This window comes from Bacillus sp. FJAT-25509 (assembly GCF_001420605.1).
In the GTDB taxonomy this organism is placed as follows: domain Bacteria; phylum Bacillota; class Bacilli; order Bacillales; family Bacillaceae_G; genus Gottfriedia.
Genome location: NZ_LJIZ01000038.1, coordinates 239,151 through 255,216 on the forward strand (window position 1 = coordinate 239,151; position 16,066 = coordinate 255,216).

The 16,066-nt window shown below is 33.5% G+C and carries 17 protein-coding genes; 14 read left to right on the forward strand and 3 right to left on the reverse strand.

The window, feature by feature from the left end; genetic code table 11:
- From AN960_RS23050 to AN960_RS23095, 10 genes are all read left to right on the forward strand, one after another.
- Positions 1-1,425 carry an aldehyde dehydrogenase family protein gene (locus AN960_RS23050; RefSeq protein ID WP_056476957.1) on the forward strand — a complete coding sequence of 475 codons (1,425 nt, stop codon included), beginning with the start codon at positions 1-3 and terminating at the stop codon, positions 1,423-1,425.
- Positions 1,426-1,733: 308 nt separating this feature from the next.
- Complete coding sequence (locus tag AN960_RS23055) at positions 1,734-2,237, forward strand: GNAT family N-acetyltransferase (RefSeq protein ID WP_056476961.1); 504 nt, start codon at positions 1,734-1,736, stop codon at positions 2,235-2,237.
- 254 nt (positions 2,238-2,491) lie between these two features.
- Positions 2,492-3,589 (forward strand): spore germination protein GerXB, encoded by a 1,098-nt coding sequence (gene gerXB, locus AN960_RS23060; protein WP_056476962.1) that lies wholly within the window; start codon positions 2,492-2,494, stop codon positions 3,587-3,589.
- Positions 3,579-5,078, forward strand: a complete 1,500-nt coding sequence (gerXA, locus tag AN960_RS23065) for a spore germination protein GerXA (RefSeq protein ID WP_286131787.1) — start codon at positions 3,579-3,581, stop codon at positions 5,076-5,078. Before gerXB ends, gerXA begins: the two co-directional genes overlap by 11 nt.
- A complete protein-coding gene (gerXC, locus tag AN960_RS23070; protein ID WP_056476965.1) occupies positions 5,075-6,247 on the forward strand; it encodes a spore germination protein GerXC in 1,173 nt (390 codons plus the stop codon). Before gerXA ends, gerXC begins: the two co-directional genes overlap by 4 nt.
- Before the next feature lie 391 nt (positions 6,248-6,638).
- Positions 6,639-6,968: a hypothetical protein gene (locus tag AN960_RS23075; RefSeq protein ID WP_056476968.1), complete on the forward strand. Its 330-nt coding sequence runs from the start codon at positions 6,639-6,641 to the stop codon at positions 6,966-6,968.
- 25 nt (positions 6,969-6,993) lie between these two features.
- Positions 6,994-7,872: an ABC transporter permease subunit gene (locus AN960_RS23080; RefSeq protein WP_082459659.1), complete on the forward strand. Its 879-nt coding sequence runs from the start codon at positions 6,994-6,996 to the stop codon at positions 7,870-7,872.
- Positions 7,869-8,888: an ABC transporter permease subunit gene (locus tag AN960_RS23085; protein ID WP_056476973.1), complete on the forward strand. Its 1,020-nt coding sequence runs from the start codon at positions 7,869-7,871 to the stop codon at positions 8,886-8,888. The genes AN960_RS23080 and AN960_RS23085 overlap by 4 nt, the downstream gene beginning before the upstream one ends.
- Positions 8,889-9,221: 333 nt before the next feature.
- A complete protein-coding gene (locus tag AN960_RS23090; RefSeq protein ID WP_056476975.1) occupies positions 9,222-9,533 on the forward strand; it encodes a hypothetical protein in 312 nt (103 codons plus the stop codon).
- A 352-nt stretch (positions 9,534-9,885) separates the two neighbouring features.
- Positions 9,886-10,584, forward strand: a complete 699-nt coding sequence (locus AN960_RS23095) for a YoaK family protein (protein WP_056476976.1) — start codon at positions 9,886-9,888, stop codon at positions 10,582-10,584.
- A gap of 43 nt (positions 10,585-10,627) precedes the next feature.
- On the opposite strand, the gene AN960_RS23100 is transcribed toward AN960_RS23095, so the two are convergent.
- On the reverse strand, positions 10,628-11,332 hold the full coding sequence (locus tag AN960_RS23100) for a DUF554 domain-containing protein (protein ID WP_056476979.1): 705 nt from the start codon (positions 11,330-11,332) through the stop codon (positions 10,628-10,630).
- A 26-nt stretch (positions 11,333-11,358) separates the two neighbouring features.
- Positions 11,359-12,333 (reverse strand): NAD(P)H-quinone oxidoreductase, encoded by a 975-nt coding sequence (locus AN960_RS23105; RefSeq protein ID WP_056476983.1) that lies wholly within the window; start codon positions 12,331-12,333, stop codon positions 11,359-11,361.
- Positions 12,334-12,551: 218 nt separating this feature from the next.
- Between AN960_RS23105 and AN960_RS23110 the strand changes: the two genes are divergently transcribed.
- The 3 genes from AN960_RS23110 (at position 12,552) to AN960_RS23120 (ending at position 14,138) form a co-directional block, all read left to right on the forward strand.
- Positions 12,552-13,118 carry an RNA polymerase sigma factor gene (locus AN960_RS23110; protein WP_056476986.1) on the forward strand — a complete coding sequence of 189 codons (567 nt, stop codon included), beginning with the start codon at positions 12,552-12,554 and terminating at the stop codon, positions 13,116-13,118.
- A complete protein-coding gene (locus AN960_RS23115) occupies positions 13,093-13,608 on the forward strand; it encodes a hypothetical protein (protein WP_056476989.1) in 516 nt (171 codons plus the stop codon). The genes AN960_RS23110 and AN960_RS23115 overlap by 26 nt, the downstream gene beginning before the upstream one ends.
- Before the next feature lie 62 nt (positions 13,609-13,670).
- Positions 13,671-14,138 carry a hypothetical protein gene (locus tag AN960_RS23120; RefSeq protein WP_056476992.1) on the forward strand — a complete coding sequence of 156 codons (468 nt, stop codon included), beginning with the start codon at positions 13,671-13,673 and terminating at the stop codon, positions 14,136-14,138.
- A gap of 76 nt (positions 14,139-14,214) precedes the next feature.
- Here the strand turns inward: AN960_RS23120 and AN960_RS23125 are convergent, their stop codons facing one another.
- Positions 14,215-14,727, reverse strand: coding sequence for a GNAT family N-acetyltransferase (locus tag AN960_RS23125; RefSeq protein ID WP_056476995.1), 513 nt, complete (start codon positions 14,725-14,727; stop codon positions 14,215-14,217).
- 459 nt (positions 14,728-15,186) lie between these two features.
- On the opposite strand from AN960_RS23125, the gene AN960_RS23130 reads away from it, so the two are divergent.
- Positions 15,187-16,017, forward strand: coding sequence for an alpha/beta hydrolase (locus tag AN960_RS23130; RefSeq protein ID WP_056476998.1), 831 nt, complete (start codon positions 15,187-15,189; stop codon positions 16,015-16,017).
- Positions 16,018-16,066: the final 49 nt, after the last annotated feature.

A 16,066-nucleotide genomic window follows, 5' to 3' on the forward strand; every position in this document is an offset into this window, starting at 1 on the left:
ATGCAAAAACAATTTTATATAGATGGAAGATGGGTTGAAGGGAAAAAACATGAAAATCTTGTTGCCCCTCATTCTGGTGAAGTTTTAGCTGAAATACCAATCGCAACGATAGAGAATTTGGAAGAAGCGATCAGAGCGGCTAATAACGCGAAATCTCAAATGGAAAAGCTCAGCTCATATGAGAGAAGTGTCATTTTAGAGCAATTAGTTGAACAGTTTAAAGAAAATCGGTCAAAACTTGCTGAGATTTTAGCATTAGAGGCATCCAAACCTCTAAAGGCTGCTCTAGGTGAAATTGATCGAACGATTGCAACTTATAAAATAGCCGCTGAAGAAGCAAAAAGAATATATGGGGAAACAATCCCTCTTGATGCAGTAGCAGGAGGTGAAGGTCGAGTCACTTATACAGTCAGAGAGCCAGTTGGGGTAATTGGTGCAATTACTCCGTTTAATTTCCCGTTTAATTTAGTTGCACATAAAGTAGGTCCAGCAATTGCTGCAGGAAATACAATTGTTTTAAAACCAGCTAGTCAAACTCCACTCTCTGCGATTGCATTAGCTGAAATGATTGATAAAACGGATTTACCTAAGGGTGCGTTTAACTTAATTACTGGAAAGGGCTCCGAAATCGGCGATGCTCTAGTAAAACATCCTGATGTGAATGCAATTACATTTACTGGCAGTCCTGAAGTAGGCATATCATTAAAAAACAAAGCAGGATTAAAAAAAGTAACATTAGAACTAGGTTCAAACTCAGCGTTGATCATCGATGAAGATGTGAAGCTAACTGATGAATTAATCAATCGTTGTGTATGGGGAGCCTTTATTTATAACGGCCAAGTATGTATTTCATTACAAAGAATTTTTGTACACCATACACTTTATAATGAATTCTTATTGAAGATGAAAAATGCTTCCGAATTATTAAACTTAGGTTCGCCATTAGACCTTCAAACAGATATAAGTGCCCTTATTTCTAAAAAAGATGTTGCTAGAATAGATGAATGGGTTAAGCAATCAATTAAAGATGGAGCTGATCTAGTAACTGGTGGGGATATAATAGAAGACCGTCTTTATAAACCAACTATTTTAACAAACGTAAAGAATAGCAGTGATGTATCATGTAAGGAAATCTTTGGTCCTGTTGTAGTCATCAATTCATATGAACATTTTGATGAAGCAATAACTGAAGTAAACAATAGTCGATTTGGATTACAAGCTGGTGTATATACAAATAACTTACAAAGAGCATTATATGCTACTAAAAAACTACATGTAGGTGGCGTGCTAGTAAACGATGTCCCTACATTTAGAGTTGATTTAATGCCATACGGTGGAGTAAAAGAAAGCGGTTATGGAAGGGAAGGCATAAAGTATGCAATACAAGAGATGACTGAAATGAAACTAGTCTCTATTAAACTTTAAGACTGATGACAAATGCTCGCTTTCTTCGTTGCTTCGCCTGCTTACGCGGTGCTCATTACTGTCTAGGTTAACTTCGCTCCTCGAAAGACGAAAGCTTGCAATCAGTCTGATCAATTGAGTTTGGAATTTGTCTTCAAAATGAAAGGACTGATCATGTATAAATTTGATCAGTCCTTTTTTTTATTCTAAAACTTCAGAATTATATGTTATATTTGTATGAGACGAAGTAAGATGATACTGGTTTAAGTGAATTGTAAAAGTGTTATTAAAAATTAAGTACTTCTATGAGCTTCGAAGGGAGATTAAGTATGGAAATTCGAAAATTAACAATTGAAGATTTACCTGAGTTTATTCGTTTGAGAAGTGAAGGGTTAACATTATCACCAGAAGCATTCGGAGAAAGCTTAACTGAATATAAGGAAAAATCAATTGAACAGCACACAAATAATTTTCCTAAGACTTTCGATAATTTTATTATTGGTGCATTCGACAAAGACGTACTTGTTGGGGTTGCTGGCTTCTACCAAAAAAGATCTGATAAAATGAAACATAAGGGAACAATTTGGGGAATGTATGTTACACCTGATTATCGTGGTAAGGGTGTAGGGAAAAAAGTTTTAAGTGAAGCGATTCAGAATGCTATGGAGATTGAAGAAATTTTACAAATTGAATTGGCAGTCATTTCATCAAATGAATCTGCAAAAAGACTTTATGAATCTGTAGGATTTGAAAGCTTTGGGACAGAAAAAAGAGCATTATTTGTTAATGGTGAATTTTACGATGAGGATCATATGGCTAAGATTATTAAATAAGAAGAAAGAGATGATCAAATGGGTGATTTGATCATCTTTTTTTTTTTCTATTTAAAGTAGATTATTGATTTTCTAATTAAGCTAAATTGCAGGATAGTTTCTAAGGTGTATTAATGATAAATTAAAGAACCACATACTATATACGTAGGTTTTGATATAGGTAATTAAGTAGGCGGGTGACTTCAAAAATAATAATAATATTCCAAAAGGATATACTATCTTGGTAACGAATTTGCTTTTAAGGAGGAATGCACATGAAAAACCAAACTATCAACTTACTTCAAATGTCATTTATCTTAATTGGTAGTACTGGACTTATTAATCATGTCATTATCATTCCTATGGTTTTGGACGTTTCGGGTCGTGATTCTTGGATTACCATTTTGCTCTCAAGCGGTTCTTTACTATTCTTGATACCGATTCTCTACTTTATCCAAAAACGTATGAATGGAGAACAGTTGTTTCAATGGCTTAAGGGGAATTTCGGGAGATTTATTTCTTATCCATTAATAGCTATGATCCTCCTATACTTATTTTCCTCGGGTGTCGTCCTTTTAAAGGAAACGTTAACCTTTTTATCGTTTTATCTACCGATGACACCTAGAGTATTATTAGGCGCTACTTTTTCTATTATCTGTTTTTATAATGCAAAGCACGGAATTCAATCCATAGGGTTAACGGCGGGAATCCTTCTCCCAATAGTTATTTTTTTAGGTTTTTTTGTCATGACTGCGAATTTTCCGCATAAAGACTACACATTTTTAAAACCATTTATCGAACACGGTACTACTCCTGTTATAAAAGGCATGATCTATCCAATATCAGGATTTGTAGAGGTTGCTTTTATCCTATTTTTTCATCATCACTTAAATGAAAAAATAAAGGTTACTACTTTGATTTGGATTGGAATCACTTTTGTAATCCTTACTCTTGGACCAACGATCGGGGCCATTACAGAGTTTGGTCCATTCGTGGCTGCTAAACAACGATACCCAGCCTTTGAAGAATGGAGGCTGGTATCAATTGGTCGTTATATTGAACATGTCGACTTTTTATCAGTTTATCAATGGTTCGTTGGAGTTTTCATCCGCTTGTCTCTTCTAACATTTTTAGCCTCAGATATTCTTCAGGTTAAGAATAAGAAGGTAAATAGTGGAGTGAAACTTTTTTTCCTTGGGTGGGTGACTCTGATTTCCATTTTGTCCATTAATGACACGTCTTTTTATTTGTTTTTATCCCGACAATTTTTACCGGGTACTTTTGTATTCATACTCTTGATTCTTATACTTTTAGCCATCCTCTCCATGTTTGTGAATAAAGAGAATGGAGGAGGTAACACCAATGAAGCGTAATAATCAACCTGATCAAGATAACATGAAGGTCAAGTGGAATGAAGAAATTTTAAGGGGCTGGTTTGAAGGAGAGCAAGATGTCCTCTTCCAAAAACATCAAATCGATAGTGGCAAACGTTATTTTTCTATTTTATCTATATATTGTCAAAATCTCATTGACATAAAAGAATTGAGAAAAACAATAATGCCTCATCTTCATGAAGTGTTGGAAAATGGATTTTCCGGTGATGGAAAGGATTTGGAGTCAAAACTTGATTTCCCTATCACTTTCGTTAAATCAGACTTTTCACAGGAAGACCTCGCCCAAAAAATTTATGAAGGAGAAGTTCTCTTTTTCCTCACTGCTTCTAGGCTGGTTTTTTCCATCAAACTAGCGATGATACCAGCAAGATCTGTAGAATCACCTAGTACGGAAGTGACACTAAGAGGTGGAAGGGACGGTTTTGTAGAAGAAATTCAAACCAATATTGGATTAATACGAAAAAGATTGAAAACAAGCTCCCTTACTTATGAAGAATTTGTTATTGGAACTAGAAGTAAAACCAGGGTTGCAGTTCTTTTTTTGAAAGATGTTATTTCACAGGATGTTTTAGAACAAGTACGATCCAAATTAAATAATATTAAAGTCGATGGGATTGTTTCATCTGATCAAATTGAAGAACTTATTACAGACCGGCCTTTCAGTCTCTTCCCGTTATTAGAATATACGGGACGACCTGATTATGCTGTAAATTGCCTACTTTATGGACGTTTTGTTTTATTAGTGGAAGGCTCTCCAACTGCATCTATTGGACCAGTTACTCTTGTGTTTTTCGTTAATAATGCAGAGGATCAGCATTCGTCAGCCCCTTTTGCAAGCTTAGGAAGAGTACTAAGGATCTTCAGCTTAATTATAGCTGTTTTTCTACCAGGATTTTGGATTGCTTTAGTCGCTTATCATCCGGATCAAATACCCTACACATTGTTGGCAACACTAGCTTTGTCAAGAGAGGGAGTTCCATTCCCTACTACATTAGAGGGATTTTTAATGATTTTTTTATTTGAGTTACTGAGAGAGGCAGGTCTTAGAATCCCTACTACTGTTGGTCAGACGTTATCCGTAGTAGGTGGGTTAATTATTGGGCAAGCTGCCATCAGCGCAGGATTGGCTTCTCCTGGTATTGTCGTAATGATGGCTATTTCTGTGGTTTCGACATTTACTTTGATTAACCAGTCGCTTTCGGGAACATTAAGTATTCTCCGATATTTTGTCTATCTACTATCAAGCTTACTTGGAATAACAGGGCTTATATTTTCTGTTTTTATTATTTGTATTCATCTTGTGAATTTACGCTCTTTCGGGGTTCCATTTATGGCTCCCTACTCTCCATTTGTACCAACTAGTTTGATCCCTGCAACAATCCGAATTCGTTTTAGAAATATGATCAGGAGACCGAAAGAGATTCATACGAACGATAGCACGAAACAAAAGGATGAGGAAAAAGGATGAGGAAAAAATTTTTTCAAAAAAAACTTCTTATATTATTTCCATCTATTTTTCTGTTAACAGGCTGTTGGGACACAAGAGAAGTTGAGCATGTATGGTACATAAATGCCTTAGGAGTTGACTTTAAAAATAATCAATACGTGCTCTATCCTCAATTTATCAATTTTTCTACTTTTGCAAAACAAGAAACCACTATGCGGACACCACAGCCAATTTTTATTGGAAAAGGAACAGGGGAGATTTTAGACCATTCAGCGTTCGATTTTTATAAATCGACTCAACAAAGGGTCTCTTGGGAACACATTAATACAGTCGTATTCTCTGAGAATATATTAAAACATGGAGATATTCGACAAATTGATGAATTCTTTGCTCGTTTCTTTCAGTTTAGGAATACAATGTGGGTATTTGGAACAAAGGAACCAATTGAGGATGTTTTGGCAACTGGAACCATCTTAAATCTTTCACCCCTTTATACGGTGAGGGATATCCCAAATGAAATGACAAAAAACTATTCTCTTTTTAGTCCCTTGATATTTTACAAATTTCGTGCTTATTTTTATGAGCCTGCGATGACCACACAAATACCATTCTTATCGATCACAAAAAAATGGAAATCAGACAAAGATGATTTCCCATTATTAAAATATAGCGGGTCGGCTTTTGTAGCTTCAAAGCGCTACCAAGGGTATTTGTCTGAGAAAGACTTATCAGGTTTAAAATGGACGGGCAAGACCTTCACCCGAGCACCGATCCTATTAAAAAAAGATGGGGAGCCCGTTACAGAAATCGTATTGAAAAAACCAAAAATCAAAACAGTAGCCTACATAAAAAACCACGAACCGCATTTTCGAATGCAGATTCGCGTAGAAGGAGATATTTTTCAGGTAGTAAAATATTTGCCTATGAAAACAGTAAAACAAATAGCTGAAAATACATTTAAAAAGGAAGTTGAAGAAACATACAAAAATGGGATTAATAAAGGAATTGATGTTTATCAGCTTTCACAAACACTTTATCGAAATAATTTAAAAGACTGGAAAAAATTTGAAAAAAACGGAGTTATCCCGCTTTCGTCGTCATCCTTAGATGTTGAGGTAAAGGTGCAAATTTTGACAAGCGGCCAATGGAAGTCCACCAATTTACAGAAGCCATACTCACGAGAAGAATAATTGGGCTAATTAATTTGATGTTACATTTATCCATTTTGAAAATCGAATAATAAATTTAAACTTACATGAATCATAGATTCATGGTTGACTAACGCACGCTTTAGATGAACAGGAAGATCGACATAAAAGTCGATTTTTTTGTTGAGCTAAATGGCAGTTAAGGGTGATACTTTGGTAGCAGCCTCTCCTCCATCGGCATTACTACTCGACTAGTTGCATAAGAAGCCGAGCATTTTTGTGGCTTATAAATTTCCAATCACAAACACTTTACGAAGTATCCTTTACCCTTTAATTATTTAACAACTCTATCTATTCTAATTTTTCTTACAATAATTACCATTTTGGTTTAAAATTATGTTAATTAGATTTTAAACTTGAAGGGATGATGAAATTGAAAAAGCTTATTTTTGCAATCATTACACTAGGATTTCTGTTTGGACTTACATGGATTGTTTCAGATTTTATGCATGGTAAAATGATTGACTATGCGTTTTTTGTTGGATTGGTAGTAACGATCATTATCCGATTTTTCACGAGTAGCGGCGGATATGCATCCAATAGTCTTAATTTAAGTACTCAAACACAGACGGGTATTAAAGTAACGGGTGAGAATGCAAGTCCTTTTACAGTTTTTCAAAAATCATTTTCATTACTGGTGTCTTTTACTTTTACAATCGTTTCTTTACTCATTACACTAGCTTATTACTGGAAAGAATTTTGAAATAAAGGAGTGAGATTAAGTTCAAATGAGCATACGCTTTTATCTAAGGAAAAAATTCTACCAATTACTATTTACAATCATTTTGATGGGAATCATTGTAGCATTTTCAGCTAGCTTACATACGTCAAAAGTTGGACTATTTCATTCAGTTTTAGAACAAATTAAAATCTTTGGTCATAACTTTCTTCATTTAAACGAAATGACGATACAAGTGGGTATATCCTCAACAGAAGCACCATTATGGGGCTATCTAAAACAACCGTATGTCTATTCGTTTAGCATTCTATCAACTTCTTTTATCTGTATATTTACGCTAGGAATCTTGTTTTCGTATGGAACCTATCTGTTATCACCACAGATGCGAAAAGTCGTCAAAGAATGCTTATTTCTCTTACAAAGTATTCCAGATGTAATGTTTATTTTCGCAGTTCAATTATTCATCATTTGGTTGTATAAAAAAACGAATATCCTGATAGTCGATCCCGTTGCTGGTTTTGAGAACATTTATGTATTACCGATACTTGTCGTGTCCGTTTTACCTGGAATTATGTTATTTCAAATGACGTTTTTAGCTATCGAGGAAGAAAGTAAAAAGACATATGTCGAATTTGCAAAAGCAAAAGGGTTATCCAATGGGTGGATTCTCTTGAGGCATATTCTACGAAATGTAGTTGTAACGCTATTTTCCAATTCACACTTTTTATTTTGGATACTCATTTCAAATTTATTAGTTGTTGAATTATTATTTAATATCCATGGTTACTTTAAATTACTATATACTGTATCAAATACGCCTGATGTATTTTTCGTCTGCTTAATCGTTTTATTTCTGCCATTCTTCTTTATTGAAGCGGTTTTTAATCTTGTCGCAATAAAAGTAACTGGAAAGGAGCAATCTCAATGAATAAGAGTTGGAAAAGGCTACCATTCCTTTTTTCATTACTTTTTCTAGTCGGTTTGGTTATTTTCAGCTTTCTTTATACACTTGTATTGAAAGATCACATAAAAGATCCACCAGTCCTTTTGTATGATGGAAATGGGAATATTACAAAGGCTCGACCATTTCCTCCTAGTTTTGATTTTCCATTTGGTGTCGATCGTTTTGGTCATAATCTATTTTGGTCAGTAATAGACGGTGCTAAATATACAATATTAATTGGGTTGAGTGTAAGTTTACTACGTGTTGGTTTAAGTGTTTGTTTTGGAATTATTTATGGTATCTATTTGCAAAAAATGCGACAATTTTTCACAACATTTGAACGTGCATTCCGATTTATACCAGCTATTCTACTGGTCTTGTTGTTCTTTGATGTAAATTTATTTGGTAATTCGACAAAAGGTTTTTCCTATATTGCTTCAATCGTCATTTGGTTGACAATTGTTGCATTGCCATCACTCGTCCATGTAGTAGGAAATGAAGTCATTCACTTTAACAGGGAAGATTTCATTACAGCGTCTAGAGCCATAGGTGCGACCAAATTTCGAATTATTCGAAAACATGTAATGCCATTTCTACGTACTAGAGCATTACTCATGATTGTTCAGCAAATGATAAGTGTATTGCTATTACTTGTTCATTTGGGAATAGTCCGAGTATTTGTAGGTGGTAGGCATATAATTCAGATCGACTCTGTTAGGACAGTTATTTTTCCTGCCACATACGAATGGTCTGCGTTAATTGGTGTTTCCTACCAAGAGTTAATGCTCGATCAATGGATTGTCTTTGGACCGAGCATCGCATTTATTCTGACATTGTTGGCTTGTAATGTGATGAAAAGGATGTTGGAGGGTACTGAAGAAAAGGTTGTGGTCCCAATAGTTGGCAAAACACACAAAAAAGAAATTAAACAGCTAAAGAAATCGAACTTTACTTTTGCTGAAGCCGTGGTAATTAATAAGGACATTAAAGAGTTTCAGTAAAAAATAAAAGGAACTTCGACCGAAGTTCCTTTTCAATTTGTGAATTATTCCTTTATGCTGAAAATTAGTAATTGTTCTCTTTAGATTACTAACTTTGATTGGCGAATTTGTTGGTTTGTTGAATAGTGTTCGCAAAAGACTGGTACTGACAAATACTTCTTTTACATTCGAAGTTGTTGAGTCTAATCCCACAATGTCGCTACACCTTTAAAGCAAAATTTCGACCTAAGGAACACGAACTTCATATCTTCAACTGGTTGTTTGATATGATCAGGAACAAACAAGTATTCTATGGAGTACGATGTAGTATTCGATATTAGGGAGGAATACTCATTGAGTAATACGAATGTACATGCATTACTTAGATGGAAGAAAGAATTAAACGCGGAAATCAAAAGACTAGATAAAGAATTATTCGATTTAACAAAAGAAATAGATAAAGTTCGGACAAGATATTCAGTAGCCGAGAAAGCGTTTATACAATATCGTAACGAAACAATCTCACAAGATTTTGTTACACCATTAAGTGAACAACTTAATGAATTAAATAATAAATACGATGTTTTATTAGTAGTGAATAAACAAAAAAAAACAGCTATTACTTCAATTTTAGAAACTGTGGATTCAATTATAAACGGATATTAGACAAACTAAAGGGGTTTTCAATTTTGAGGAGATCCCTAGCCGGTAGGCAAGTCAAAACTAAGGTTTTGACAATATTAAGAGCATGTGGGTTTGGGTTCTTATTCAACTAAACACTGCTTAAAAAATTGGGTAAGAGTTCCTAAAGGTTGTCTAATTAGACAACTTTTTTTAGTTCAAAAATCAAAATTAACAGAGCTTTTATTTAAAAAAACAAACAAATAACCCAAAAAGAACCAAAGTAGATAACAGATTAGTTTGGATTGTAATTGTTGGATATTGTTCACATTTATATACATACTAACTGTGTTATGATGATTACGATAAGCCCAGTAATAGTAGTAGGAGAACTAGTTTGAAATCTAAACAAAAAATAATTCCATCATTATCATCAAATTCAGTCTATCTTGGATTATTGTTAGCTTTAGTAGGTGGATTTTTAGATGGGTATACGTTTATAAGTAGAGATGGTGTATTTGCCAATGCGCAAACGGGAAATCTTGTTCTATTGGCAATAAATCTATCATTTGGAAATTGGAAAAACTCTGTGGATTATATTCTACCTATTATAGCCTTTATTCTAGGTGTATTAGTTGCTGAATCCGTTAAACATCCACGTTTAAAGGAACTTTTATATAGCTACAGACGGTCGATTCTTATATTAGAATGTATCGTATTAATAATTGTAGGTGTATTACCTAGTAGTGTACCTAATTTGGTTGTAACAGTTTGCATTTCCTTTGTCTCATCATTACAAATTTCAACGTTCACTCATTTAGATAAATGGACATACAATTCAACTATGACAACAGGTAATATTAGAATTGCTTCACAGGCAGCATATACAGCTTTTGTAAATCGTGACAAAGAAGCAAAAACAAAATTTAAAGAGTTTTTAGTTATTATTCTTTCCTTTTCATTTGGGGCATTGTTTGGAAGTCTTTCTACAAAGTATATTGGGAACCAAGCTGTTTGGATTGCTGCAGGTGTATTATTAATCGCATTGATCCTATACCATAAAGACAAAGGTTATTTTAGAAGGAAACTACATTAATTTAGATTAAAAAAATGAGCCCTCTTTTGGGGCTCATTTTAGTTTATTTAAAAAATTGAATGAAACAAACAAAAATAAGTGCAAATATAATAGAAGGTAACATATTTCCGATTTTTATTTTTACTAAACCTAATGAATTCAAACCAAGAGCAATTAATAAAATTCCCCCTGTACCTGAGATTTCAGCAATGATTGAATCTAATAAATGTTGTGTAACTAGATTCGGTACAAATGATGCAAAAATGGCAATGAATCCTTGATAGATTAAGACTGGGACAGCAGAGAATAATACGCCAATTCCAAGAGTTGAAGTTAATATAATGGATAAAAAACCGTCCATCATTGATTTAGTATATAAAATTTCATGATTATGACGAAGACCGCTATCTAGAGCTCCAAGAATGGCCATCGCACCAACACAGAATAATAAAGTCGAAGTAACAAATCCTTTGGAAATAGAACCTTCGTTTTTAGAATGAAATTTACTTTCGATAAATAGACCTAGTTTATCTAATTTAGCTTCGATATCTAACCATTCTCCTACAACTGCACCTAATGATAAGCTGAAAACGACGATCAGGATTTGATTTGTTTTCATAGCTAAAGTAAATCCTATGACAATAATTACGAGAGAAATTGACTGAGTTACTAGGTTTTTCATTCGTTCTGGAATTCTTTTAATAAACAAACCTAGTAAAGAGCCAAAAATAATAGCTGCTGCATTAACAATTGAACCGAGTAGTACCATGATTATCCCCTTTAACTTGCATATAATTAATCTATTTTTAAGACTATTTTTCCGATATTTAAATTGTTCTCCATTCGAGAATGAGCTTCATTCACTTCATGCCAACTATATATTGAATCGATAATTGGTTTTATTTTCTTATTCATAAAAAGCGGTAATACATATTTTTTGAATTGATTCGTTAAGTAGATTTTTTGCTCAAGTGTTTGTGATCGCAAAGTACTCCCTATAATTGAAATTCTCTTTGTCAAAAGTGGTAATAAGTTCAGGTCGTCCACTTTAACTCCACCCATTGTACCGATCAAAATGAGCCTACCATTATTATTTAATGATTGTAAGTTTTGATGGAAATAGGATGCACCAATAAAATCTAAAATGACGTCAACCCCTACATGATTAGTAACTTCTTCGACTACAGTTTTAAAATCTTCATCTTTATAGTTAATCACATGATTTGCACCTAAATCAGTACAAGCTGCAAGTTTCATTTCATTTCCAGCAGTAACGATTGAACTCGTACCAAATTCTCTTGCAAGCTGAATTGCAGCGGTCCCAACGCCACTAGCTCCGGCATGAATTAAAACAGTTTCATTTTCTTTTAATCTACCTAATTCAAATAAATTTAAGTAAGCTGTCAAAAACACTTCAGGAATAGCCGCAGCCTCTTCGAACGAAAAATGATCTGGAATATAAATTGCCAAATCAGAAGGAATGGAAACATACTGTGCATAACCTCCGCCAGGCAGTAAGCTACAAACACGATCTCCAATTTTCCAATTTGTAACATTAGCCCCAACTTGTTCAACAATCCCGGCCATCTCTAAACCTAAAATTGGAGATGCGCCATTAGGGACGGGGTACTTACCATGTTTTTGAAGTAAGTCAGCTCGATTAATAGCCGTAGCATGAACTTTAACAAGAAGTTCATTCTCACCTAAAACAGGCATTTGATAATCGTCAATAAATAAATGCTTTGATTCATCAATTTGAACTGCCTTCATTCTAAAAACCTACCTTTAATTAAGTTAATTCTTATCATACTATATAACTAATCGAAAGAATATTTTAAAAACTCGGATTGATGAAATTTGTATTTTTTCTTAACACATTTCCATACACATTCTTTTTCAAGTAATTTTAAGGAAAAAATTTAAAAAAACTCCGAACTATAAACTGATTTCAAGTGTATATAGGGTAAGTGGTGAAAGGAGGAGAACTAGTGCCTGAAAGTATTAACAAAGATTGTTTAGAAGAATTGTTTAATAATCACTCGTCACTGGTGTATCGTACTGCTTACTTTTTAACCAAATCAAAAGTAATGGCAGATGATATTACGCAAGAGACGTTCATTCGTATCATAAAAAAATTCCATCTGTTTGATCAAACAAAGCCAATAGAACCTTGGATTTATCGAATGACAGTAAATATCACCCGCAATATGATACGCAAACAAAAAATTAAGAAACTATTCGGAATTAATCATGATGTTCTAACTGAAAATGACGTTGAACAATCGATTTTAAAAAATGAAATGGAAGATCAACTATGGAATGAGATAAACTTATTACCGCAAAAGAGTAAAGAAGTAATTGTTCTTCATTATTATTTAGAACTCAAATTAGATGAAGTGGCGGAATCTTTAAATATTCCAATCGGTACATGTAAATCAAGGCTTAATTACGCGCTGACAAAATTAAGATATCGTTTATCGAAAAACGAACTGTTTAAAGTAGAACAAAAACTGAAAGGGGGAGAACTAAATGGTGGAAAACAATCCTATTTCTGAGATTAAACACACTCTTCAGAAGAAATTAAATCAACATAATCCTTCCGTCACATATGATCAAATATGGAATAAAGCCAATTTCAATTTGGGGCATAATCGAATTCGAAAACCGGTTGTTTCAGTTGGGATTCTTTTGATTCTGGTATTTACCATTTATATAAATTCACCTATTCAACACGCACTAAAAGAAGACATAGGTATTACAAGTGAATCTAAAAGTATTTCTGCAGATGCCAGTATTGGACTATTAGTTGTAAACGGGGCTCAATATCGGTTTGAAGGGATTATACATAATACGGAATTTGAACTTAAAGACCAAATTGGTGTAGTCCAAGAAGTTGTTAAAGATCATATGATTCCGAAAGTGAATTTTTCGTCTAATATGTTAAAGGTTGGCGATAAAATTTATTTAACGAATGAGGACCAAAAAGTCATTATTGTAAAACAAGAGGACGGTACAATCTTAAAGTTTTTAAAAACTGAAAAATGATTGAAATTGGTGTCATAAATAAAGAAATAAAAATTCCAATTTGAAAATAGGGAGTGTCCAAAATGTCTAAATGGCTAAGTGTAACTGTACTTTTTTTCATTCTTATTCTCACTGGATGTTCAGCAAATAATGGTATGAAAGGTAAAAAGCCTCCAAAAACAATGGTTCAAGTAGAGAATCAGACATATGATACTAGGTTAGGTACTTATTGTTGGCAATCGAAAGGACAGGGGGAATGCGTTGATACGGCTGGACCTGTGCTACTATTAGAGGGGAAAAAGCCGATTGAAGTAAAACCTGGCGAAAACGTTAAAATTATAATGAATTTTAATCCTAAACCAAGTGAAATCCACTTAACTCAATTTAATAATAATAAGGAAAGTGAAATAGTAGTTGTGAAGAATCAATTTTCAGCACCTATGAATAAAGGGGTATATTATTACTCATATGCAGTATATTGGATGGATAAAAAAGATAAGCATTTATCACATGGTGATGCTTTTTATGCTTTTGCTTTAGAGGTGAAATAGAACGTTTTTCGTTATAATAAGAAAGGGTATGTTTTGAAAAATATTGATCAAAACATACCCTTAATAGATTACTAATTTATTCTTCTGTAGGATTCTTTGGTCCATCAAGTTCTAATTGATAAAATGACAAGTCGAGCCATCTATTAAATTTATAACCTGCCTTTTTAATAGTGCCTGAATAGATAAATCCGAAGTTTTTATGCATGGCAATACTTTTTTTATTGTCTGCATCAATTCCAGCAATTAAAGTCATATACGCTCTTTCTTTGGCAATAGAGATTAATTCTTTCATTAATGAAGTGGCAATACCCCTCTTTCTGTATTCACTATTTACATAAACTGAATGCTCAATCGAATATTTATAGGCCGGCCAAGCTCTAAAAGGACCGAATGTAGCAAATCCGACGACTTTTTGATCAAATTCGAAGACTAGAATAGGAAACCCTTCATCCATCTTTTGTTCAAACCAAATTTGTCTGCTTTCAAGCGTTTGTGGTTGATATGTATAAACAGCAGTTGTATTAAGAATGGCATCGTTATAAATCTCCAAAATGTCCATTAAATCCTTTTGAGAAGCTTCTCTGATCATTTTTTCTTTCCCCCAAATTTAATTTGTTATCACTTTATATTTTAGAACTTTTTAGACAAATCGTAAAATTTAAATTTATATCAATTTGATCATAATTTTAAATCCCAATTTAATTGTTCATAGCGAACTTTATAAACATTGTTCCCTATAGTAATCGATCCTTCCATATTGTGAAATAATGGATAATCATTAATCGATTATTCTCTATTTCATTATTTGACATGATTGTTCAAGAAGGAATCTACTCTATTTTCGTTGAATTAATTACAAATTGATTTTTCAGACCAATCTGGTAACTAGTGGGAAGAACAAATTAGTTTGTCAGATAGTTAGAATGTAAGTCTAATTGACTTAGGATTAAATAAAGAAATTAGAACAGAGAAGTATAAAAAGTTATTGAAGAGCTCTCTTCTAAGTGTGATTTATAAAAGGTAAGTTCAAAGGAGCGAGGAAGTTAAAATGAATCAATCCTATTTTTATTTAAAACTAGAAACACATCAATTACATATGTCTTATAAAAATGAAAAACGTCGCGTGCGTGTTTTATTGCCGAAAAATTATGATAAAGATGAGGATAAAAATTATCCAGTTGTCTATATGCATGATGGTCAAAATATTTTCTATAGTAGTGAATCTTATAGCGGGTATTCATGGAAAGTGATTCCGGCTATTAAATTAAACCCCGATTTACCGAAGATGATTGTTGTTGGGATCGATAACGGTGGACAAGACCGAATTAATGAATATACGCCTTGGAAAATTACTGAAAGCCCACTTCCTGAAGATTATGAACTAGGTGGGAAAGGGGTGGAGTTTGCTGAGTTTGTCATGGCAGTCGTGAAGCCGTTTATCGATAAGCAATATCGAACTATACCAGATAAATATCATACAGCGGTGATAGGTAGTTCACTTGGAGGAAATATTTCGGCTTTTATGGGTGTTGAATATAAAAATCAAATTGGTGGTTTAGGTATTTTTTCTTTAGCCAATTGGATTACAAGTAATGCTTTTGATAGTTATATTGCTAGTGAAGAGTTGGATCCTGAACAACGAGTGTATATTCAAGTTGGTACCCAGGAAGGCGATGATACCGATCGACAATTTATGTATGGAAATATGAAGCAAGCATATATCGATTGCTCGCTTAAGTATTATAAACAACTGATAAAAGGCTCTATTCCAATTGATAGCATTCATTTAAATGTTTATGCGGATGAAGTACATGATGAAAAAGCTTGGGCAAAGCACCTACCAGAATGTTTACGTTTCTTAAGTGAGAAGTGGTCTTAAATGAACTGTTTAATGATATTTGACTTAAATTAGATAACTATTACTTTTT